This is a genomic window from Anaerocolumna chitinilytica (assembly GCF_014218355.1).
GTDB lineage: Bacteria > Bacillota > Clostridia > Lachnospirales > Lachnospiraceae > Anaerocolumna > Anaerocolumna chitinilytica.
The window spans coordinates 1073600-1095170 of sequence record NZ_AP023368.1 but is presented as its reverse complement, the minus strand read 5'-3'; the positions used below and the strand labels follow the sequence as shown (position 1 = coordinate 1095170).

The window sequence follows — 21571 nt, the reverse complement described above, 5'->3', positions numbered from 1 at the left end:
TTCTGCTGTACTATCTTAAGACAGCTTATCCTTTGCGGACATTGAGCTCTTCCGTCCGTTTCTTTCTGTATTCTCTTGGCTGGCAGCCGCACAGAGCCTTAAATTCCCTGTTAAAAGTACGCGGATTATCATAGCCGCACATAAGCCCTATTGTCAGAATATCATGACTGCTGCCTTGAAGTAACAGCTTGGCATTGTCTATTCTTAAGGTATTAATATAATTTGAAAAACTGGTATGAAGCTTTTCACTAAAAATCCTCGATACACTGTAACGGCTTACACCCAAATGTTCCGAAAGTGCCGTAAGAGTCACCGGTTCCTTATAATTCTCGGACAGGTAGGCAATTAACTGCGCTGTTGAATCGGAAAAGTTGCTTTCCCTGTTCTTAACCAATTTCATTTCTGAAAGACTTCTGGCAAGAACCAGCTGGACATAAGCACTGATCACCGGAAGTTCTTCCTGCCTGTCCGGACGTGTTACCATAATAGAATTTAGTGCATAAGGAATATCCGGATGCACTTTCTCATTCGTGAGAAAGGGTGTAACCGGATGATTCGACATGATAACAGACAGAAAGTCCCCACCCATCCTGGCCGGACAGAGAATGAGAAGCCCTCTGTTTTCTCTAATATCTTTGTCGGTTTCATAGCTATGAATCCTGTTAGGAAATGCTATCCCTAAATCTCCCTTCCTTAACACTCTTCTCTCCTCCCCAACCGTCATCCATATCTCCCCTTCCTGTACCAGAAAAATCTCCAGTCCAGTATGCAAGTGTGCGGGAAAAGAGAAATTATCCAATATCTGAAACATAAAACGCTCTGAATTATCTTCGTATATAACTTTCATTCTAACCTCCCTTAAAGGTTTCATACTCTTATCAGGTCCGCAATAAATGTCTTATATTATCTCTTCGTTGGCAAGTATTATATCATATGCAATGTTATAATACTATTAGTTTAAAGCTTAATTCATATAATATATTACAGGAGGTATGTTACATATGGAACACAAGATGGCTATTATCGGCTATGGAGGAATGGGAAGCTGGCATGCAGAAAATGTCTCATCCCGCATAGACAATATATCTGTGAAAGGAATCTTTGATATTCAAAAGAATGCCCAGGAGAAAGCTCAGTCCCAGGGACTCTATATCTATAAAAGTTTAGAGGAATTACTGGCAGATACAGAGATAGATCTTGTTACGATCGCAACACCCAATGACTCCCACAAGGCATATGCCATCTCCCTCTTAGAGGCAGGTAAAAATGTAATCTGTGAAAAACCGGTAACGATGAATGTGGCAGAGCTGGAGGAAATCATCGCTGCTGCCAAAAAGAGCGGTAAAGTATTCTCGGTTCATCAGAACCGAAGATGGGACAAAGATTTTGTTATTATCAAAACCATATTAAACCAGGGCGGTCTGAATAACCCTTACTTCATAGAAAGTCGTGTTCAGGGTTCCAGAGGGGCAATGCATGGCTGGAGAGGTCATAAAATCAACGGCGGCGGTATGGTCTTAGACTGGGGCGTTCATCTGCTGGACCAATTTCTTAATCTGATTGATTCCCCTGTTGTATCCGTCTTAGCACACCTCTTTAATCTCTACTCCGATGAGGTGGAAGACAATATTAAAATTCTTCTGCGTTTTGAGAACGGTGTATCCGCACTTTGTGAAATGTCTACTAACTGCCTAATAAACAATCCCCGCTGGCATGTGTCCTGTATCGACGGAACTGCTGTGATAGAGGATTGGAGCTGCGCTGGAAAAATAGTGAAGTTAAAGTCAGATTCCCAGATGAATTGGTCTGAAGATATTGTGTATACGGAAGCCGGTCCCACCCGTACCATGGCTCCCAGACCGGAATATACCACTGAAGTCCTAGCCTTGCCGGAAGTAACCACAGATTGGAGTGATTACTACAAAAACATCGTAAACGTAATAGACGGCTTGGAAGAATTGATTGTAAGACCGGAGCAGTCGCTGAGGGTAATGAAGGTGATTGAAAAGGTATTTGAATCAGAGAAATCCGGTATGGGAGTAAAATGCCATATCTAATGAGATTTTTCTATTATTTTCTATTATCATAAATGTTATTGATAGCGAAAGGAGTTATCTATGAAGAAAGCATTAATATTTCAGGGAGGCTGGGATGGACATGAACCGGTATTGGTATCAAAACGGTTTGCAGACCTCCTGCAAAAACACGATTACGAAGTCAAGATCAGTGATACTCTGGATTGCCTTGCAGATGCTGAGGAACTTAAGACCCTTGACTTGATTGTTTCCTGCTGGACAATGGGAGAAATCGACCATAAGTATGTAGTAAATTTATCGGAAGCTGTTGGCAGCGGTGTTGGTCTGGCAGGTTGTCACGGCGGCATGTGCGATTCTTTCCGTCAGAATACGGAGTGGCAGTTTATTACCGGCGGCCAGTGGATCAGCCATCCGGGAGGCGATGGTATTGAATATACCGTTAATATCTGCCACGGCTCCAGTCCTATTACTGAAGGTCTTGAAGATTTCCCTGTATGCAGTGAACATTACTACTTACATATAGATCCCGCAATTGAAGTTCTGGCAACCACCCGTTTTCCGTCGGTTAACTATTATCATATTTCCAACAAACCTGTGGATATGCCGGTGGCCTGGACAAAATTCTGGGGGAACGGCAGGGTATTCTACACTTCCCTTGGGCATCACGATGACGTCTTTGAGAAATCTCCCCAGGCTCAAATCTTAATGGAACGAGGCATGCTCTGGGCTGGAGAAGGCAAGCAGTATGCCATCGATCATAACCTTACTACCGAACGCTTCATCAATAACGCAAAAATGTATTAAAGGAGGAAACTGCTATGTTAAAGATAGGAATGGTAGGTGTGGGCGATATCAGCGGCATCTACTTAAAGAATCTCACCCAGCTGTTTAAAGAAGTCGAATTGGTTGCTCTCTGTGACCTGGTAAAGGAAAAAGCAGAAAAAGCAAAAGCACAATATAACATCCCTAAAATTTATGACACCATGTACGAATTATTTGCAGATGAAGAAATCGATATCGTGCTAAACCTTACCCGTCCCAATGAGCATTTTCTGGTATCCAGTGAAGCATTAAAAGCCGGAAAGCATGTCTATTCTGAAAAACCTCTGGCGGCTTCCCTTCCGGAAGGTCTTGAACTGGTGCGCCTAGCACAGGAGAAAAATCTCTTCTTAGGCGGAGCCCCTGATACCTTCTTAGGAGCCGGAATACAAACCTGCAGAAGGTTAATTGATGACGGTTATATCGGAAAACCTGTCGGTGCTGCTGCCTTTATGATCTGTAGAGGACATGAAGGCTGGCATCCGGATCCTGAATTCTATTACAAACGCGGCGGCGGACCAATGATGGATATGGGGCCTTATTATCTGACTGCACTTATCAATCTTTTAGGCGGAATCCGTTCTGTGACCGGGCTGGCGAGGACTTCTTTTCCCCAAAGAACTATAAAGAGTGCACCAAAGGCCGGAACAGTTATTCAAGTAGAGGTGCCGACCTATGTTACCGGTATGCTGGAATTTGACAGCGGCGCTGTGGGTACTCTTTTTACCACCTTTGATGTTCACTCGGACGGCCAGGCCAGATTTGAGATATATGGTTCCGAAGGTACACTGATCGTTCCTGACCCCAATACTTTTGGAGGCCCTATACGACTCCTCCGCCAGGAAGAAAAGGAATACAAAGAGCTTCCTCTTATGTTCGGTTATGCAGATAACAGCCGTGGATTAGGTCTTGCCGATATGGCAAAGGCTATTGAAACAGGGCGTAATCCCAAAGCCGGATATCTGCAGACATTACATGTCTTGGAAGCTATGACAGCTTTTGAAACCAGCAGCAAAAGCCGAGCTGCTGTTGATTTAGCATCCCATTTTGAACGGGAAAGTCCAATGGAACGGGACAATTGATTCTGTTATTAACATAAACATATAAAGAGCTGTTTCTAAAAGAAGCTCTGGGGATATGACCTGCCAAGCAGTGTATTACATGTCATATTCCCAGAGATATTTTTTGCGGCAGTTGCCTAATAAATTCGATATCTTCCGCTTAACATCAAAAGGCTGAAGAAATAAAGGCAATTATCATAGTACCTTCTTTCACCTTTTCTTAAAGGGGTATTCAGAAAAAGTCTTACCCATTCCATTCTATACTTTCCCTTTGCTGCAAGAGACCCTGCTGCATTCGTAGCCACAATGGCCGTCGGATGCAGAGCTGCCTGTTCCAGTGCAGTACCATCTATCATATAATTATGGTACTGATAAAACTCTGTCTGCTCACGAAAGAAAGTTTGTAGTCTGTCAATAATGCCCCCCAGTTCTTCCTCTGTATGAAACCAGGCAGCATCCAAACCAATATTCATAGCAACCCGGTAGGCATCGGAGTAGAACTGTCCGTCATGAAACAGACGCTTTGGTGTTCCGTCAAATTCTGCATACTCCGGTGACATACCGGTAACCGGATGAGCACAGAGCTTAAGATAAGCACGGCTTCTCATAGCTGCCTCTTTCCAGAATTCACGGTCTTCTGCATTCGCTCTTTCTCCGAACAGCTCGTAGAAATGCGGCAAATGGTAAGAAGGATCGGAGAAAGGAGCTTCCGGTACGAATTTGATGTAATGATTCTTAGCCTCCCACATAGGTGCACCTTCTGTAACCAGCTCTGCCTGGTGAATACAGTGTTTCAAGATATCCTTTGCTTGCACACTGTAATCAAAAGGTGCCTCCCCGTCCCCAAATCGACTGGAGGCAAAGAAAAGTGCCATAGCATAATACTCTTCTCCGTCCGGTGCCGGACCCTCCGCATTTTTCTTGCCATTTGGTGCCACAGACCAGGCAAAATACCCCTCATATTTACCGCTGTTCTGATACATATAAGATTTTGAAAAAAGCCAAAGCCTGTCAAAGATATCTTTCCTGTTCATCTGGACAGCCATCATCATACCATAGCTCATGCCCTCCGTTCTGGCGTCCAGATTACCGGTATCCAGCATATACCCCATATCCTCACCCATCTCAAAATAGAACTTCTCCTTCTCATCAAAGAAGATGGTATGAAAGGCCTCCTGTATTCTGCTATCAATCTCTTCCTCCGATAAACCGGCTTCCCTTAATAAATTCGGGTAGTTCCCTGTAAAATATGCTCCATCTGCCATGATAATCCCCTTTCCTATGTACATCCTATTATCATTATTTGTTCGTAACTACTACCCTTATCTTTATAGCATAGATCAGCCTTTCCTGCTTCTTGCTTGTTGCTAAACCCCAATCAAATATTGCTGAGTTTACAGATTTGTTAGTTTTACACAAAGAATGCGTTTTTCTATTTACATTTTTACCTATTCAAACTATAATATCAATAAGGATATTGTTTAATATGTATACTAATTCATACCGTACTGTTTCATAATCAAACAAATGGCTGCGATATTTGCATAATTTATTGAAAAGGAGGCATATATGATTGAAAAGCTAACAGGTACCAAAGAAACTGTTTTTCATCCTGAGAATCTGCAGGTACGCCTTCATATTAATGTAGAATATGAAGATTATCCAATGCACTGGCATACGGACACAGAGATTATTATGCCTATTGAAAACACCTATACCGTTCTCATTAACAAGGAGAAGTACCTTCTAAATCCAGGGGATATTATGATTATTCCTTCCGGTGAAATACACCAGTTATATGCTCCTCCTACAGGGAAGCGTTACATTCTCCAATGCGACAGTGCTTTACTGGGTGGATTATATGGAATTGATTCAATCAGCAGTGATTTCTATCCTTGTGTTTATATTCAATCTATAACCGGCCAAGCATATCAGAAGCAGCTATCAAACATACTTCATCAGGTGGCGGATGAATATTTGACCCATCCCCCTCTTTATGAAGCTTCGATTGCCTCCCTTTTAACATCTTTTTTTGTGATAGTGGGAAGAAACTGCTTGAACAGAGAACGTCAGCATACCAGCAGTGTCAAAAAAAAGCAGCATCAATATATCGATAAATTCCTTCATATCTGTCAATACATCAATGAACACTGTGCCGAGGACCTTACCATTGATGAACTGGCTAGATTAGCAGGATTTAGCAAATACCATTTTTCAAGGCTTTTTTATAATTTTACCGGTGTAACTTTCTATGATTATCTTATTAAAAGGAGAATTATCTTTGCCGAAGGACTTTTAGCCGATCCTAATTTATCGGTTATTGAAATTGCCATGCAAAGCGGCTTTAACAGTCTTTCTACCTTTAACCGGAATTTCAGAGCGGTTAAGAAATGCACCCCTACGGAATACAGAGGCATGCATTCTTCCAGACAGATTCAATGTCCTGAAGAACTCGATGTCAAGATTACGTCTATTCTATAACTTGATCTATGCATATCATTTGGGCTCATTCGTAATGGAAGAATACTTCATTTTATCACAATATACAATTATTACCAATTATCGGATATAACGGAACTAAAACAGGGGACAGGCATAATCTTGTTCCCTGTTTTAGTTTACTAAGCTCTTAGGGAGAAGGACGTATGAGAGAAAGTAATCAGTAATATTTCTTTCGTTATTTTGTACAAAATATACAATTTTTTTCTTGCTTCACCGTGGACTTATTCAACAAAATTACTAATTTCAGTAAGGTTTTACTTGCCAATAATACCTTATACTGATACACTGTTCTCAGTTAAGTTCGGCCGGACTTCTCAAAAATAAATGCTATTTCGTACATTTTGTATTTAAGCTATTAAAGTGTGTGATAATAGAGAATAAAATCAAACCTACCCCAATTTTGAATCATTATTTTTTAACATAGAAGGAGATTCCTATGGAGCATGATTATATTGAGATTGTTGGTGCGCGAGCAAATAATTTAAAGAATATCAGTTTAAAAATTCCCAAAAAGAAAATAACCATTTTTACCGGAGTATCAGGCTCCGGTAAATCCTCTATCGTTTTTGAGACAATTGCTCAGGAAGCCGGCAGGCAGTTAAATGAAACCTTTAGTAAATTTGTACAGACCTTCCTGCCTAAGTACGGGCATCCGGATGTGGATGAAATTAAGAACCTGTCTTTAGCCATTATTGTAGATCAGAAGAGGATCGGCGGAAACTCTCGCTCAACCCTTGGAACCATAACAGATATTAATCCATTGATAAGGCTTCTATTCTCCAGAATCGGACAACCTCATGTAGGTCCTTCTTCCTTTTTTTCTTTCAATGATCCTAATGGCATGTGCAAGACATGTGAAGGCATCGGAAGAATTGTCACACTGGATATGGAAAAGGCCTTGGATAAAGAAAAATCCCTAAATGAAGGGGCGATTCTGTTACCAGGCTATAAACCAGGTTCCTGGCAATGGAAAGGCTATGCCGCTACCGGTTTTTTCGACTGTGATAAAAAGATAAAGGATTACACGGAAGAGGAATATGAAAAACTTGTTTACTGCAAACCCGTTAAGCTTAACTCTACCGTCATGGAGGGTATTAATACTACCTATGCAGGACTTGCCGAACGATTCATCATGCAATACATTAAAACCGATTATGAAAAATCAGAGGCGTCCCAGAAAAAGATTTCTCCATTCACTACCGAAATGCAGTGCCCGGACTGCGGCGGAAAGCGATATAACGAAACGATATTATCTGCAAAGATTATGGGGTATTCTATTTCAGATTTCACAGCCCTTCAAGTGGACGAGCTCCTTCGCTTGATTCAACAGATAAAGGATGATGGTGTAAGACCTATTATTGTTAACCTGTCTGAACGTTTAAAGGACCTTATCGATATCGGACTGGATTACGTCAGTCTTGACAGGGAGACTTCTACCTTATCCGGCGGAGAATCCCAGCGGGTTAAGATGGTAAAGCACTTAACCAGCAGTTTGACGGATGCTATGTATATTTTTGATGAACCCAGTATTGGGTTGCATCCAAGAGATGTTCACAGGCTGAATGAACTTCTGGTGAAATTAAGAGATAAGGGAAATACGGTGATTGTAGTTGAACATGATCCCGATGTAATAAAGGCTGCTGATTATATCATTGATGTGGGGCCAAAAGCCGGGACCAAAGGCGGAAAGATAATGTTTGAAGGAAGCTTCCAAGATTTATTAACCTCCGGAACGCTCACCGGTGAATATCTGGGCCAGCATCTGCCTATAAAGAATCCACCAAGGAAAAGCACAAAATTCTTAGAAACGAAAAAGAGCAGCCTGCACAACCTTAAAAATGTCAGTTTAAGAATACCAAAAGGAATCTTCACAGTTGTAACCGGTGTAGCCGGTTCTGGCAAATCTACTCTGGTCAACGGCGTATTTGCAAAGGAATACAAGGAAGCCGTAAATATCGACCAGTCGGCTGTCAGTGCGAATCTAAGGTCTAATCCAGCTACCTTTACCGGGATCATGGATCAGATACGTAAATTATTTGCTGATGAGAATAAGGTGAGTGCCGGATTATTCAGCTATAATTCTGAGGGTGCCTGCGAGGCTTGTAAAGGACGAGGCTTCATCGAAACAGATCTGTCTTTTATGGACTCTGTTGAAACTGTCTGTGAAGTATGCGGCGGAAAACGGTTTAAGTTAGAAGTCCTCCAATATAAATACAACGGTAAATCCATTGTCGAAGTATTGGATATGACCATAGCAGAAGCTGTTGAATTCTTTCCGCAGAAAGAAATATTAAATAAGCTAAAATATATCGTCGAAGTTGGACTTCATTATATGACACTTGGTCAGCCTCTGGATACTCTCTCCGGTGGAGAATGTCAGAGATTAAAACTTGCCAAGGAGTTAAGCCAGAAAGGTAATATCTACATCTTGGATGAACCGACCACAGGTTTGCATATGTCAGATATTACTGGTATCTTAAATATAATTGACCGGCTTGTAGAAAAAGGAAATACCGTAATAGTCATTGAGCATAATCTGGACGTTATTCGGCGTGCCGACTGGATTATCGATGTCGGTCCGGAAGGCGGCAGCAAAGGCGGAAGGATTCTTTTTGAAGGAACACCGGCGGATTTAAAAAACTGTAAAGAATCAATAACTGCTAAATATTTATAAAAAATGTCTTCGACACTCTCAACTCCCCTAACCCCTCACTCATGAGGGGAATCAGGGCGTTTCACAATACCTCCTATTCGGCCGCGGGAGGTTCCATACCATTTACCTGCCGACCTCAAGGGACCTCCCTACTGCCGTTGATTCATTTTAACTTGGGTCCGCCACAGTTTGTGAAGGCACATAAAATGTCCTATGGTATAATGGTTTATCTGAGAATAGCAGAAAATGTCATGCAGTTCCTCCACAGTTTCAGTAAACTAAAGAAAACGAATACAAGGAGGAACAAATACTATGCTAAAAATACAAACCTATACCGCAGAGCTTGCTGGGACGAGCTACGAAATCGGATATCAATTTGGAAAAATGATCACTGGAATCCCACTTTTACAAAAAGTACATACTGCCGGAATGGAGGGCTTTGGTTCCGAGCAGGTTGAGGAAGCGACAGAGCTTTTTGACCACTGGTGTCCCGGTCTCACCGAAGAACTTTGCGGCTTTGCCGATGCGTTGATGGTTTCACCTGAGCAGGTGTTCTTTTACGGAATGACCTATCTGCTTCCCCGGTGCAGCCATATCGCGCTGCTGCCAAGCACCACCGCCGAGGGAAGACCCCTGCTCGCTCGCAACTACGAATTTAGTCATGAAGCTGAGGACTTCTGTCTGATAAAAACCAGTGTGGCAGGAAAGTATTCGCATATGGGTACCAGCGTACTTCACTTCGGGCGGGATGATGGTTTTAATGAGCACGGCCTCGCCGTCACCATGAGCTCCTGCGGTTTTCCGGTAGGGGCACTCCCCTATATGCGTGCACCGAAGATCAAAGGTCTTCAGTTTTGGGCAGTTACCCGCGCTCTGTTGGAAAATTGCAAGGATGTAACGGAAGCGCTCAAATATCTGGAGGGTATGCCCATCGCCTACAACCTCAACTTGCTTTTACTGGATAAGGCGGGCAATGCTGCATTGATAGAAACGATGGATGGCCTCACCTCTGTCAGGCAGATTAACTCAGATTCTAAGGAGCAGATGCTGTATGCCACAAACCATGCGCTTTTTCCTGAGCTTCAAGCAAAGGAACCTCAGGTAATGGCGCATTCAGCAAAACGGTATGCCTATATTGAAAAACAGCTTGCTCATCAAAGTGGAGTAACGCAAGCACAACTCAAAGAAATGCTGCTCGCCAAGTATCCGGATGGTTTGTGCTGTCATTACTTTGAGGAGTATTTTGGAACCACAAAGAGCATGGTGATTTCTCCATCAGAGGGTATCATTGATCTTTGTTGGGGTGGCCGGGCAGAAAATGGTTGGCACACTTATGATATTACCAAGCCATTGGGGAATGGCGTGCAAGATGCTCTGATCAATTTGGAGAAAGCAGCACCGGGTACCTATGATTGGCAGCCACTGACATAAAAACGAAAGGAGGATTACCACGAACTATCGAAAAGCATTGGAGCAGGCGGTTGTATATATTGAAAATCACTTAGGGAACAATATCAAGGTCGAGGATGTGGCAAAGGCTGCCGGGTATTCTTATTATCATCTAAATCGTCAATTCACAGCCATCCTTGGTGAGAGTATTGGCAGCTACATCAAGAAGCGCCGGCTGGCAGACGCATCCAAGAAGCTTCTCTATACAGACCTTAAAATTATAGATATAGCGATTGAATATGGCTTTGATTCACCAGAAGCCTTTAGCCGTGCATTCAAGGCCATTTACAAAACCAGCCCTCAGAGCTATCGTCAAAACCGTCTGGACACCTTCATTGGCAGCAAAGAACGCTTGGACAAAGGACTACTGAATCATCTGGTCCGCAATGTGACGGTCCATCCGAAGATCGTGGAGCTACCAGAGATCAAGGTCGCAGGGATTCGGGGAGAGACCACCTTGCGAGATAACCGTCTGCGAGAATTGTGGAATCAGGCTAATTCTTTATATAAACAAATTCCCAACCGAATCCCCAATGCGAGAGGTTTCGGCATCTGTGAAGCATGTGCGGAAAACACACTATACACTATGAATGACGATATCCTCTTTACCGAGGTGGCAGGTACAGAAGTATCGTCTTTTGAAGGACTAACGGAACCCTTTGTGCCAAAAGTAATCCCTGGGGGACGTTATGCGGTGTTTACCCACCGGGGCTCTCTACAGATGCTGCCCCAGACCTTTGACTACATTTGGGGAACGTGGTTTCTCACCACAAGAGAAGAATTGGACTGGCGGGAGGACTTCGAGCTTTATGATAAACGTTTCCTTGGGTATGATCATCCGGATTCTGAGGTGGATTTGTATATTCCAGTAAGGCATCAGAGGTAAGTCTGGATTTTATTGCACCTAATAATTGTATTAAAAAGGGTATCTTTTGGCATGAAGAATTTCGAGAGGTTCCGTACAAGGATTATACATAGTTCTATCTAAATAAAAAGAAGACGGCAGGAGGTTTATTTCTCATGCCCTAAAACATGGATTATAGACCAGTACATTAAAATAGCTCTAAACTCAGTGATGGAGTGGGATTCAAATGAATCCCACCCCCATCATTGACAAAGAGCCAAAAAAAGTCCCACAGCTTTTACTTTAACAGAAAAGCAGTGGGACTTCCATTTATTTGGTACTGATTGCGCTAAGAACTGTCTGAATATCTCTGGAATCCATTAGGAATAGTTCCGTTCCATTGGAATTTACAATATCATAGCTGTCATCATAGGGCTTGAATTCCACCACGAAAGGTGTATCCGTAGTAGTCAGATGGAAAGTTAAAGTCATGTCAGGTGTTTCATTTTTACCTTTACCCAAATCTGCTTGCGGGATTTCTCTTTGAATCTTTGGAGTAATCACTTGAGCATAAATCTTCTTAAAGGGATCTTCCTCTACTTTTTTATTGTCTATATAATAAGTAGCAGTGGTAACATCTTTCTTATCTTCTTTCTTGGTTTCCCGTTTAATGGAAAGAGTATGAGTTACACCCTTTGAAACAATATCAATACTGTTTACATTGTCAATATTTATCAAGTTCGTATATTTATATACATTACTGAATGCATCAACAGTTACAATCTTATCTACTGTTGATTTGCTCATAACATTTACAGCATTGGAATCCGAAGTTTTAACATAATAATCTCCATCCTCGTTGGCCTTTCCAATTAATAGAGTCAGACTCTTACTTACTTTGGTGGCTGTCTTGCTGCTATCGGTACTGTCAGTACTGCTGGCATCCTTGCTGCTGTCCGTTGAGCTGGAATCTTTCTTCTCTTCATAATACTTAATTGCTACTGTATAAGCCGGCTTATCAAGGCCATATTTACTTAAGTCTGCAGCATTATAATCCTCACAGGATTGATAAGAAAGAGAAGCATAGTTTCCAAATAAGGTGGTTAAGCTGTCACTGTCAGCAGCTACCGGTGTTGCATAAGGCTTCTTCATAATATAATCGCTGAAACCTGAATAATCATAGGGTGAATCCGGCTCATATTCAACATCAAATTCCTTGCCGTCTTTTGCTGCTACACTAAGGCCTGTAATATTTGCGGCAGTGATAGAAGGAAGTGTCTCTACCGTAATCATTTCTGACTTTGTGTGTGCGAAATAGCTGTAGTAAGACGCATTAACAAGGTATACTGCTTTATTGCCCTTTACCTGAGCATAATACTCGCCGCCTAAAGGTGATTCGTTGCCTACAGTTATGGTTACTTCTTTCCCATCTTCTGCTGTAGCGGTTGCTGTAATAGCAGGATTATCCAAACCAAAGGCGGACAAATCACTGATATCATCCGTCAGAGTATTCGTAGGTGTTATTGTTGTAAAGAGACTCTGCATATTGCTGGCATAGGTCTGATTTACAGGGAAAGAAGCATTATCTTTATCCTCCCATACACCCTTACTGTTAAGCTTCATTGTCATCTCGAAATCTTTATTTTTAAAGTAAATTGTCTTAATAGAGGCACTATCCATAGTAACAATTGCTTTGTTCTTATCTGCTGTGTCATCTGCCGCATCTTTCTTCCCGTTGTTATTTTTAGCCACCCAGAAATATACACCTAGCAAAAGAATCATCACAACGAGCAGCAGCAGTAATCCAAGATTTTTTTTGCGCTTACTGCCAGCCATTATTTCTTCCTCCTTCTAAGTACCACATAACCTCCTGAACAAAGAACCAGAATAGGTAATACACCGACAATTAAGATACTCCAAAGAGTTGCCTTTGATGCGGTAACATTCAGATACTGCTGTTCTGTACTTACAGTTCTTACGGAAAGAGTATCCTTCTTATCTGTTACATAGTTAACAGTATTTAGGAATAAATCAAGATTTCCAAGGGAAGAAACGGATACGGTGCTTTCATCAATTAATACCGGTGAACCGTACACAATCAGTTTTGCTTCCTTATCGTTATATTTTTCAGTTACTGCAAGGCCGAGATTAAAAGGTCCGTCAATATCTTTACTCTCTTTTTCAGCCTTGGTTGAACTGACATCGGTCTTAGAGTATGCCTTGTCTGAAGTTGTAAGTAATGGTGATACTTCAATTGTACTTCTTGCAGAATCACTTTTCTTTAAACCTGAAGCCTGAGGTGCTACAACATAGGTGCTTCCGGTTTTTAAGGAAGAAGTAATATCATGGGTTTCAATATTAGGTACAAGATAGTTGATGTATTGTCCCATGTAATGATCTCTGTCGCCTTCTACTACAATTCCCGGTACTGTACTTACTCCATAATACTCTAACAGTCCATTGAAGTTATCAAGACTGCTTGCCTGATAATCTGTGTAAATGATAGCATGACCGCCATTTGAGAGGTAATCTTTTATCATCTTAACTTCATCAGCAGAATAGTCCTTCTGAGGAGCATTGATTAAAAGTACGGAACAGTCCTCCGGAATCTTCTCGGTTGTAATTGTATTTAAAGTGTTTTCAGTTACATTAATCTTTTTAAGGGCTGTTGTTATGCTAGCGGAAAGATCTGTTTCACCATGACCTGTAACAGCATACATAACAGGTAAATTATCAGTGGTTACATACTGAAGGGCGGAAGTTACCTGGCCTTCCACATCAATACCGGTTTGGTAACTTTGGTAGGTCTGATAGTCCATCTGGGAGACAACCATGCTGTTAGAATCCACATATTTCACACGGTTATTAGTATTATTCACCACCAAAACGCTGTTATTGGTTACTTTATCATCCACATATTTTGAAGCAAAATTAGGATAGAGAATAGGGTCTTTATATACCACTTTTATATTTTTTGAGACTTGGGGATACTGTTCTATAATCTGCTTTGTGGTCTTATTCTCCTGTCCGGTCTGTACCAGGTAATAGATTGTAATATCGTCTTTAACACCTTTTACATAATTCTTTGTCACACTGGTCAATGTGTATTTACTATCCTTCGTAACATCAATTTTAAGGTCCAGCTGGGATATAATTACATTCAGTATAATTACGATAACAATTACAACAGCAGAAACAGCGGTTGCATAAGCTCCGCCTCTGAATTTTCTGGATGTAAATGATGCTTTGATTTTATCCATCGTACCAGGAGTTTTAGCTGTTTCGGGATTATAATTCTGTTCTGTCTCGTTTGTTTCCACAACAACATTTTCTGAATCTAAGTTCTTGTTTTCATTTAAATCGCTCATTATTTCATCTCCCTTCCTTAATTCCATCTATGTTTCTTAATTGCCTGGACAGTTAAGAACAGGAAAATAAACACGATGCTGATATAGTAAACTACAGAGGATAAATCTAACAATCCACTTGAAAAGTTATCAAATCTGGCTATAACAGAAAACCAACCCAATACCTTGGTAAGAAGGCCATCATATAATGCCGGCTTTACAACATAAATCGCTGTCAAAGCTGCTTCTCCGATGACTCCCACCGTTAGTGAAACTGTAATATTGTGCATCATACTGTACAAAATCCAGCAGATTAAGATAACAAATACCAGGAAAATCACATAGCAGGTTAAATTATCTGTAGGCAGAAAGCTTACAAGGCTGTCCATAAGCGCTGTAACCAGAATAACTACGAAGGATACAACTGCTGATACCAGCTGGCTTTCTGTTAATGAGGATATGAATAATCCAATGGAGATATAAGCTGCTCCTAATAGAGTAAACCCTAAGATAGTACCGTAAGCAGTTTTTAAAGGAACGCTGCCAAATTGCAGTAAGATCAGAGGATAGAAGCAAATAACTACCATAGCAATTAAAAATACTGTAAGTACTGCGAAATATTTACCGGATATAATCTTGCCTATAGAAACCGGTGAAGTAAATAACAACTGATCTGTCTTTTGCTTCTTATCTTCTGCCATTAATCTCATTGTTAAAATGGGCACCAGCAGAACAAAGATAAAGGATACGCCTGACAGTACATATTCAAAGTTTGCCACACGATTTAACAAGTTATATACCGCAAAATAAATACCTACGATAATCAGGAAAAATGCTATAAACACATATCCTGTCATAGATGTAAAATAGGATTTCAGTTCTTTCTTAAAAATAGCCAGCATCCTAATTCTCCTCCTTATGTTCAGATTCCTGATTATTAGCTCCCGCAGCATAAACCTCTTCATTCTTTTGTTTATTCTTACGGAAAAGTCTGTTTGAATTCTTAGTTGTATTTGAATTCTTGTTATCCTGTGTCAATTCCAGGAATATGCTTTCCAGAGACATCTTCGTGGAATGCATATCATATATAGGACATCTTGCATCACTTAAGGCATAGAATACAGCTTCTCTGATATCGCTTTCTTCGGTACTGTAAGCAGATAATTTCACAATACCGCCCTTACTATTCTTTTCGAATTCCAGTTTTGTAATACCTTCAATCCCTTCAAGAGCTTTTTTAACCGTCTCAGTTTCACCTTTAACTTCCAGATGAAGTCCTTTGGAGCCACCAATATGCTGTGAAAGATTATCCGGTGAATCAGATACTACCAGCCTGCCCTTATTGATAATCATAATCTTATCACAGATTGCACTTACTTCAGAAAGAATATGAGAGCTAAGTATAATGGTATGACTCTTGCTAAGTTCCTTAATAAGGTCTCTGATTTCGATAATCTGCATAGGGTCAAGACCTACGGTAGGCTCGTCTAAGATAATTACCTCAGGAAAACCTACGATAGCCTGGGCAAGCCCCACTCTTTGTTTATATCCTTTTGACAGTTGTTTAATCAGACGTTCGGATACATCTGTGATCTTCGTCATCCTCATAATTCTGTCAATCATTTTTCTCTTTTCATTTCTTTTCACGAATTTGATATCCGCTACAAAGTTTAAATACTCCCTTACCGTCATGTCCTGATATAGCGGCGGAAGTTCCGGGAGATAACCAATACATTTTTTAGCTTCCTCCGGTTCATCGAAAATATCGTGTCCGTTAATAGAAACAGTTCCTTCGGTAGCTGATATATACCCTGTGAGAATATTCATGGTAGTAGATTTTCCTGCACCGTTAGGTCCAAGGAATCCTAATATCTGCCCTTTTTCAAGAGTAAAGCTTAAGTCATCTACCGCAAGATGTTCCCCATACTTTTTTACCAGATGTTTAACTTCAATCAACCTTTTCTCCTCCTTATTATATAGTAACTATTTTTCCTAATCCTTGTCTGCTGTAATCGATATTTTATAAAAGCAGACCAACAAGGATATGTTACTATTAGTTTGCGAAAAATTTGTGAACTTTTTCATAATTTCATGGAAAATTTTAAACTTTATGAAATATATCTATAAAAAGAGAGCAGCCCATCTTAAACTTGGCTGCTCTCTAACTATTGTGTACGGGATCTGTAAGTTTCATAAACCTCCTGCTAGAACTTTATTTATTCTCTAGTGTTTTTTTCGATTGCTTTTGTTTTGCATTAGACCGAATATTGCAATAAGTAACATACCAAATTGAAGCATCAAAAACAGGGAATCATAAGTAACCATTCACTCACCCCCCCTCTGTCTTTTTTGTCATTTCCGCTTGTACGTCGTCAATAACATCATTCATACTTTTCATGAGCTCTCCCTTCCAATCACTACCAAAAGATAGTATTTATTGTTACAGTTACATTATAATCTATTGGATATTTTTTACAATACTTATTGCATATTCTACATGTTTTTTGTCTATTCTACCATTTTGTCTTCTAAAATCAGATTTGCTCTTCCGCTGCTAATAAATGTATTGTATTACGTTGTCTGTGCCTGACCCAGGCACATAAAAAAGCGGGTATATCAAAGTTATTCTCTGATAGCCCGCTTCCACATTTAAAGATACTAATATAAAAATACTGCTTATACTCTTATAAAATTATCTTTCGTTTGTACCGATAACATCCTGCATACTATAAAGCCCAGGGTTCTGTCCTTTAATAAACTTCGCCGCTGACAAAGCTCCTTTTGCAAAAATTGCTCTGGAATAAGCAATATGCTTAACCTCAACCACTTCATCCAGTCCTGCAAATATTACCTCATGATCTCCTACGATACTTCCTCCTCTGACTGCAGCAATACCGATTTCATTCACCCCGCGTTTTTCTCTGACATCCGTACGGTCGTAAACATAATCGTAATCCCCGCCCAATTCCTCATTCATAGAATCAGCCAGCAGGAGTGCTGTTCCAGAAGGAGCATCCACCTTCTGATTATGATGCTTTTCTACGATTTCAATATCAAAACCTCCGTTACTAAGTACCCTTGCCGCCTCTTTGATTAATTTAATCATCGTATTAACACCCAAAGACATATTTGCAGAACGAAGAACTGCCACTTTCTCTGCCGTTTGTTTTACCGCCTGGATATTTTCTTCCGAAAGCCCGGTTGAGCAAAGGATAATCGGAGTACCGGTACTAATACTATAATCTAACATTTCCTGTAAACCATTTGGAGAAGAGAAATCTATGATTACGTCCCCTTTTTCCTTTAACTTCGAAAAGGTATCATAAACGGGATAAGCATTTTCAAAACGATTGCTTACATCCACTCCCGCGATAATCTCGGTCTCTTCGTCGCTTTTTGCAAGCTTGGTAATTTCCTGACCCATACGGCCGTTACAGCCGCGTAATATTATACGAACCATTTTAAGTCTTGACCTCTTTTCTTTCAGTACCTTTTTTTCACTCATGTTCCTATCTGTTAATAAATGTTTATCTTACCGATTAAGACAGGATACTAAGATATTTATGCTTCATTATACTGTAATTATATAATAAAATACCCATATTTTCCATTATAATTATCTTTTTTTACACTACTGCAATACCGCAATCCTTCATAGCCTTCATCAGCCTTTCTGCGTTGGCTTCTTCCATCTCAGTTAACGGACTTCTGAGGCTGCCTACCTGAAAGCCCATCAGATTCAATGCTTTCTTTACCGGAATTGGATTCACTTCACAAAAGAGTGCTTCAATTAAAGGTATCAGCTTTAACTGTGTTTCCAGACTTTTTTTGATATCACCTTTTAGGAAGTCTGCTACAATATCGTGAGTCTGTCTTGGGAGTATATTGGAAAGCACCGAGATAACGCCAATTCCTCCTAAGGACAGCAAGGGTACTACCTGGTCGTCATTTCCTGAATAAAGATCAATCTCTCCCTTTGTACGATGCATCAATTCCACAACCTGTGAGATATTTCCACTGGCTTCCTTAATTCCTACAATGTTATCCACATTTTGAAAAAGCTCTGCCACCGTAGAGGGCATAAGATTACAGCCTGTTCTGCCGGGGACATTATAAAGAATGATAGGCAGATCCACTGCCTTTGCTATCATAGTAAAGTGTTGCACCAGCCCTTTTTGTGTTGCTTTATTATAGTAAGGTGTCACTAAGAGAAGCCCGTCTGCCCCTGCCCGCCTTGCATCATCTGAAAGCTCTATGGCTGTTTGTGTACAGTTAGAGCCGGTACCCGCTATTACCGGCACTCTTCCTGCTACCTTGTCCACTGTATAACGGATACATTCCATATGCTCTTTTTCAGTGAGAGTAGAGGATTCACCGGTTGTACCGCAAATGATAATACTGTCCGTACTGTTTTCAATCTGGTAATCAATCAATTCTCCCAGTTTTTCATAGTTCACATTCAATTTCTCATCAAAAGGGGTTACAATTGCAACTCCTGCTCCTTTAAATATTGCCATAGAGGCACCTCCTATTTTTTACTCATTTTCTTTTGGCAAAGAAAAGGGCAAATGTGTGTCCGTCTTCACTGGACTCACAAATAAAAAAAGCCGGCTAACGAGCCGACACCAAAGAATCACATGAAATTCCTCCTTGCAGGAGAAATAAAGTTAACAATTCTTCAGGCAGCACTCCATCAAAAACTTGATGACAGTCATACAGCTCTTAACTGTATGCCCAACAAAGAAAAAGCATAATTCTTCTTCATTTCGGCACCTTTTCCTTTCCACAGCAATCCTCTATGTTCTGCCATATCCTGCTATGTACTCTTAAAAAATGCACCTCTACCAAAATTACGTTATTGAGTTTAATACACCCTTATATTAACATTATGATTTTTTAATGTCAAATATAATTTTATGTATGGGGGAGTTTTTGGGGGTGGACGATGACCAGGGGATGGGATTGGGAGGATTTGATTGCTCGGGAACCCTTACTCCACTAAAGGTGCAGAAAATGTAACTGACAGGCAGTCCAGTGCCAAACTCGCCGTAACTATTATGAAAGCGGATGACTTCTGCGCTCAAACATGGCACTGGCCTGCCTAGTTACCTTTCCTGCACCTTAAGTGTCATAAGGAACCCCTCGAGACCAAATCCTCCCAATCCCATCCCCTGGTCATCTGTTTACCGGTTAAAGTTTGGTACTGCTTTGACTGTCAGTTGCATTTTCTGGCACTTTAGTGGAGTTAGGTCTCCGAGCAATCAAGCACCAGAACAAATCTTCTGACCCTCGTCCGTCCCCATTAACTGCCCCTTACAATATAACCCTTGACTTTACCTAAAATCTTTCGTATCATAAACTCAGGTAAATTACATAGCAGAAGTTTTATAGGGTTCCGCAATATTCGTGTATTGGTCAGGTCCAAGATAAAACGCGCAGTTTATGCGTTCACGGAAGGATAAAAGCCTGGGAGATATTTCTTAATATCATCCCGGGCTTTTCTTTTTTGCTTTTTTACCTGGTAAATGTTCTGTCGGATATCCGCCAGAGATTAACCCTTAAGAAAAGGAGCGATTGTATGAAATGGTTCTACTTAGTTATTGCGGGCATTTGTGAGGTATGGTGGGCTGTGGGGTTAAAATATTCTCACGGGTTTACAAGACTTGTCCCTAGTTTTTTGACAATAGCCGGTATGGCGGCAAGCTTTTATTTTCTTTCCCTGGCTCTAAAAAGCCTTCCCTTGGGAACTGCCTACGCCATATGGACGGGGATTGGCACAATCGGAACTGCAATTCTTGGAATTATACTGTTTAAAGAACCGGTTGATATACTTAGGATATTATGTATGGGCTTCATTTTGACTGGAATTATCGGTTTAAAACTGGTCTCTTCCCATTAAGATCAAAAAACCTGGGACTTCTTACAGCCCCAGGTTTTTTTGTTTGTATTGTAGGAGTTTACTAATAATAATCTATGTCCGGACAAACATTTTAATATTCATCCAGATATTCTAACTTGCTTACGGATACCTCATAAGCAATACGCTTCTCGAAATCACTTTCATTTAATTTTTTCTGATATTCTCTGCTCTGAATTCTTCCCCACACCTGAATGTGTCCTCCAACAGTGAAGTTCTCTGCAAATCTTGCATTTCTTCCCCAACAGATACAGGGTATGTAATCGGATTTTCCATAAGGTCTGTTTACTGCAAGTAATATATCTGCTATTTCTCTGCCTAAGGGAGTTTTTCGATAAATAGGTTGCTTGCAGACGAAACCGTCCAGGAATATGAAATTAGGGCGTATACCTTCCGTATCCTCTTCACTTATTTTGATTTCTCTGGCAAATACGGATAAAACTAATCTGTTCTTGTTGTCCTCATGGCGGTTATAGGAACGGAACTGCCCATTCACCTCAACATACTTGCCCTTAAAATCTGCTTTTACATCGATTAATCTCTCCGATATCATAATAGGAATGATATCATAGGAATTACTTAACCGGCTTACCTGCACATCCAGGACATAAAAGCCTTCCCCAAACACATCGTGACTGAATTCAAAATCACTCATTACCTCGCCTGCAATGCTTACTTGATTGTTATCAAATACTTTATCTGTCATTTTGTATGACTCCCTTCTCTTTACTCGTGTTCTGTACAATTTTAAATTGGTATCCCAATTGTGTATTGTCCTGACCTTCAAGATAAAAAATATTCTCCACTATTAAATTTATGCATCTTCAAAATAATTTAGAACAAAAAAATAAAATATTTCCAAGTTTTTATCATTATTTTTTTTGTTGATAAGCATAATGCTGAAAAATAAAGCCCTTCAAAGAAAGACCTTGTAAATTTTCCG

At 40.5% G+C, this 21571-nt stretch carries 19 protein-coding genes and 2 riboswitches; of the genes, 9 read left to right on the top strand and 10 right to left on the bottom strand.

Going from position 1 to position 21571, the window contains the following annotated elements:
• Nucleotides 1-25: 25 nt before the first annotated feature.
• On the bottom strand, nucleotides 26-847 hold the full coding sequence (locus bsdcttw_RS04825) for a helix-turn-helix transcriptional regulator (protein ID WP_185258266.1): 822 nt from the start codon (nucleotides 845-847) through the stop codon (nucleotides 26-28).
• A 154-nt stretch (nucleotides 848-1001) separates the two neighbouring features.
• Here bsdcttw_RS04825 and bsdcttw_RS04820 point away from each other — a divergent pair, with 154 nt between their 5' ends.
• The 3 genes from bsdcttw_RS04820 to bsdcttw_RS04810 are packed head-to-tail and all read left to right on the top strand — an operon-like array spanning nucleotide 1002 to nucleotide 3937.
• Entirely contained in the window at nucleotides 1002-2057 is a 1056-nt protein-coding gene (locus tag bsdcttw_RS04820; protein ID WP_185258265.1) for a Gfo/Idh/MocA family protein, read from the top strand.
• Between the two features lie 60 nt (nucleotides 2058-2117).
• Nucleotides 2118-2840, top strand: coding sequence for a ThuA domain-containing protein (locus bsdcttw_RS04815; RefSeq protein WP_185258264.1), 723 nt, complete (start codon nucleotides 2118-2120; stop codon nucleotides 2838-2840).
• A gap of 14 nt (nucleotides 2841-2854) precedes the next feature.
• Entirely contained in the window at nucleotides 2855-3937 is a 1083-nt protein-coding gene (locus bsdcttw_RS04810; RefSeq protein WP_185258263.1) for a Gfo/Idh/MocA family protein, read from the top strand.
• 116 nt (nucleotides 3938-4053) lie between these two features.
• Here the strand turns inward: bsdcttw_RS04810 and bsdcttw_RS04805 are convergent, their stop codons facing one another.
• Nucleotides 4054-5181: a glycosyl hydrolase family 8 gene (locus tag bsdcttw_RS04805; protein WP_185258262.1), complete on the bottom strand. Its 1128-nt coding sequence runs from the start codon at nucleotides 5179-5181 to the stop codon at nucleotides 4054-4056.
• A 304-nt stretch (nucleotides 5182-5485) separates the two neighbouring features.
• Between bsdcttw_RS04805 and bsdcttw_RS04800 the strand changes: the two genes are divergently transcribed.
• The 4 genes from bsdcttw_RS04800 to bsdcttw_RS04785 all read left to right on the top strand — a co-directional run bounded on the left by bsdcttw_RS04800 (nucleotide 5486) and on the right by bsdcttw_RS04785 (nucleotide 11406).
• Nucleotides 5486-6397 (top strand): AraC family transcriptional regulator, encoded by a 912-nt coding sequence (locus bsdcttw_RS04800; RefSeq protein ID WP_185258261.1) that lies wholly within the window; start codon nucleotides 5486-5488, stop codon nucleotides 6395-6397.
• A gap of 457 nt (nucleotides 6398-6854) precedes the next feature.
• A complete protein-coding gene (locus bsdcttw_RS04795; RefSeq protein WP_185258260.1) occupies nucleotides 6855-9092 on the top strand; it encodes an ATP-binding cassette domain-containing protein in 2238 nt (745 codons plus the stop codon).
• A 291-nt stretch (nucleotides 9093-9383) separates the two neighbouring features.
• Nucleotides 9384-10502, top strand: a complete 1119-nt coding sequence (locus tag bsdcttw_RS04790; protein WP_185258259.1) for a C45 family autoproteolytic acyltransferase/hydolase — start codon at nucleotides 9384-9386, stop codon at nucleotides 10500-10502.
• A 37-nt stretch (nucleotides 10503-10539) separates the two neighbouring features.
• Nucleotides 10540-11406: an AraC family transcriptional regulator gene (locus bsdcttw_RS04785; protein WP_330602374.1), complete on the top strand. Its 867-nt coding sequence runs from the start codon at nucleotides 10540-10542 to the stop codon at nucleotides 11404-11406.
• 288 nt (nucleotides 11407-11694) lie between these two features.
• On the opposite strand, the gene bsdcttw_RS04780 is transcribed toward bsdcttw_RS04785, so the two are convergent.
• From bsdcttw_RS04780 to dapA, 7 genes are all read right to left on the bottom strand, one after another.
• Nucleotides 11695-13200: a DUF4340 domain-containing protein gene (locus bsdcttw_RS04780; protein WP_185258258.1), complete on the bottom strand. Its 1506-nt coding sequence runs from the start codon at nucleotides 13198-13200 to the stop codon at nucleotides 11695-11697.
• Entirely contained in the window at nucleotides 13200-14732 is a 1533-nt protein-coding gene (locus tag bsdcttw_RS04775) for a GldG family protein (protein WP_185258257.1), read from the bottom strand. Before bsdcttw_RS04775 ends, bsdcttw_RS04780 begins: the two co-directional genes overlap by 1 nt.
• A gap of 17 nt (nucleotides 14733-14749) precedes the next feature.
• Nucleotides 14750-15613, bottom strand: coding sequence for an ABC transporter permease (locus bsdcttw_RS04770; RefSeq protein WP_185258256.1), 864 nt, complete (start codon nucleotides 15611-15613; stop codon nucleotides 14750-14752).
• 1 nt (nucleotide 15614) lies between these two features.
• Nucleotides 15615-16667 (bottom strand): ABC transporter ATP-binding protein, encoded by a 1053-nt coding sequence (locus bsdcttw_RS04765; RefSeq protein WP_185258255.1) that lies wholly within the window; start codon nucleotides 16665-16667, stop codon nucleotides 15615-15617.
• 267 nt (nucleotides 16668-16934) lie between these two features.
• Nucleotides 16935-17036, bottom strand: coding sequence for a putative holin-like toxin (locus tag bsdcttw_RS25460; RefSeq protein WP_225903796.1), 102 nt, complete (start codon nucleotides 17034-17036; stop codon nucleotides 16935-16937).
• Nucleotides 17037-17403: 367 nt separating this feature from the next.
• Nucleotides 17404-18171 (bottom strand): 4-hydroxy-tetrahydrodipicolinate reductase, encoded by a 768-nt coding sequence (gene dapB, locus bsdcttw_RS04760; RefSeq protein WP_185259709.1) that lies wholly within the window; start codon nucleotides 18169-18171, stop codon nucleotides 17404-17406.
• A gap of 166 nt (nucleotides 18172-18337) precedes the next feature.
• Nucleotides 18338-19228, bottom strand: coding sequence for a 4-hydroxy-tetrahydrodipicolinate synthase (dapA, locus tag bsdcttw_RS04755; RefSeq protein WP_185258254.1), 891 nt, complete (start codon nucleotides 19226-19228; stop codon nucleotides 18338-18340).
• Nucleotides 19229-19386: 158 nt separating this feature from the next.
• Nucleotides 19387-19563, bottom strand: a riboswitch (Lysine riboswitch).
• A 124-nt stretch (nucleotides 19564-19687) separates the two neighbouring features.
• Between dapA and bsdcttw_RS25215 the strand changes: the two genes are divergently transcribed.
• Entirely contained in the window at nucleotides 19688-19816 is a 129-nt protein-coding gene (locus bsdcttw_RS25215) for a hypothetical protein (protein WP_269140614.1), read from the top strand.
• A gap of 271 nt (nucleotides 19817-20087) precedes the next feature.
• Nucleotides 20088-20186, top strand: a riboswitch (guanidine-I (ykkC/yxkD leader).
• A gap of 103 nt (nucleotides 20187-20289) precedes the next feature.
• Nucleotides 20290-20610, top strand: a complete 321-nt coding sequence (sugE, locus tag bsdcttw_RS04750; protein WP_185258253.1) for a quaternary ammonium compound efflux SMR transporter SugE — start codon at nucleotides 20290-20292, stop codon at nucleotides 20608-20610.
• A 91-nt stretch (nucleotides 20611-20701) separates the two neighbouring features.
• Here sugE and bsdcttw_RS04745 read toward each other — a convergent pair whose 3' ends face one another.
• On the bottom strand, nucleotides 20702-21334 hold the full coding sequence (locus tag bsdcttw_RS04745) for a single-stranded DNA-binding protein (RefSeq protein WP_185258252.1): 633 nt from the start codon (nucleotides 21332-21334) through the stop codon (nucleotides 20702-20704).
• Between the last annotated feature and the right edge of the window lie 237 nt (nucleotides 21335-21571).

What these genes read in the sequence shown, in the direction of transcription:
- bsdcttw_RS04745 (WP_185258252.1), bottom strand. Translation starts at nt 21,334, where the DNA reads ATGACAGATAAAGTATTTGATAACAATCAAGTAAGCATTGCAGGCGAG.
- bsdcttw_RS04815 (WP_185258264.1), top strand. Translation starts at nt 2,118, where the DNA reads ATGAAGAAAGCATTAATATTTCAGGGAGGCTGGGATGGACATGAACCG.
- bsdcttw_RS04775 (WP_185258257.1), bottom strand. Translation starts at nt 14,732, where the DNA reads ATGAGCGATTTAAATGAAAACAAGAACTTAGATTCAGAAAATGTTGTT.
- bsdcttw_RS04800 (WP_185258261.1), top strand. Translation starts at nt 5,486, where the DNA reads ATGATTGAAAAGCTAACAGGTACCAAAGAAACTGTTTTTCATCCTGAG.
- bsdcttw_RS04770 (WP_185258256.1), bottom strand. Translation starts at nt 15,613, where the DNA reads ATGCTGGCTATTTTTAAGAAAGAACTGAAATCCTATTTTACATCTATG.
- bsdcttw_RS04805 (WP_185258262.1), bottom strand. Translation starts at nt 5,181, where the DNA reads ATGGCAGATGGAGCATATTTTACAGGGAACTACCCGAATTTATTAAGG.
- bsdcttw_RS04790 (WP_185258259.1), top strand. Translation starts at nt 9,384, where the DNA reads ATGCTAAAAATACAAACCTATACCGCAGAGCTTGCTGGGACGAGCTAC.
- bsdcttw_RS04825 (WP_185258266.1), bottom strand. Translation starts at nt 847, where the DNA reads ATGAAAGTTATATACGAAGATAATTCAGAGCGTTTTATGTTTCAGATA.
- bsdcttw_RS04780 (WP_185258258.1), bottom strand. Translation starts at nt 13,200, where the DNA reads ATGGCTGGCAGTAAGCGCAAAAAAAATCTTGGATTACTGCTGCTGCTC.
- bsdcttw_RS04810 (WP_185258263.1), top strand. Translation starts at nt 2,855, where the DNA reads ATGTTAAAGATAGGAATGGTAGGTGTGGGCGATATCAGCGGCATCTAC.
- sugE (WP_185258253.1), top strand. Translation starts at nt 20,290, where the DNA reads ATGAAATGGTTCTACTTAGTTATTGCGGGCATTTGTGAGGTATGGTGG.
- dapA (WP_185258254.1), bottom strand. Translation starts at nt 19,228, where the DNA reads ATGGCAATATTTAAAGGAGCAGGAGTTGCAATTGTAACCCCTTTTGAT.
- bsdcttw_RS25460 (WP_225903796.1), bottom strand. Translation starts at nt 17,036, where the DNA reads ATGGTTACTTATGATTCCCTGTTTTTGATGCTTCAATTTGGTATGTTA.
- bsdcttw_RS04795 (WP_185258260.1), top strand. Translation starts at nt 6,855, where the DNA reads ATGGAGCATGATTATATTGAGATTGTTGGTGCGCGAGCAAATAATTTA.
- dapB (WP_185259709.1), bottom strand. Translation starts at nt 18,171, where the DNA reads ATGGTTCGTATAATATTACGCGGCTGTAACGGCCGTATGGGTCAGGAA.
- bsdcttw_RS04820 (WP_185258265.1), top strand. Translation starts at nt 1,002, where the DNA reads ATGGAACACAAGATGGCTATTATCGGCTATGGAGGAATGGGAAGCTGG.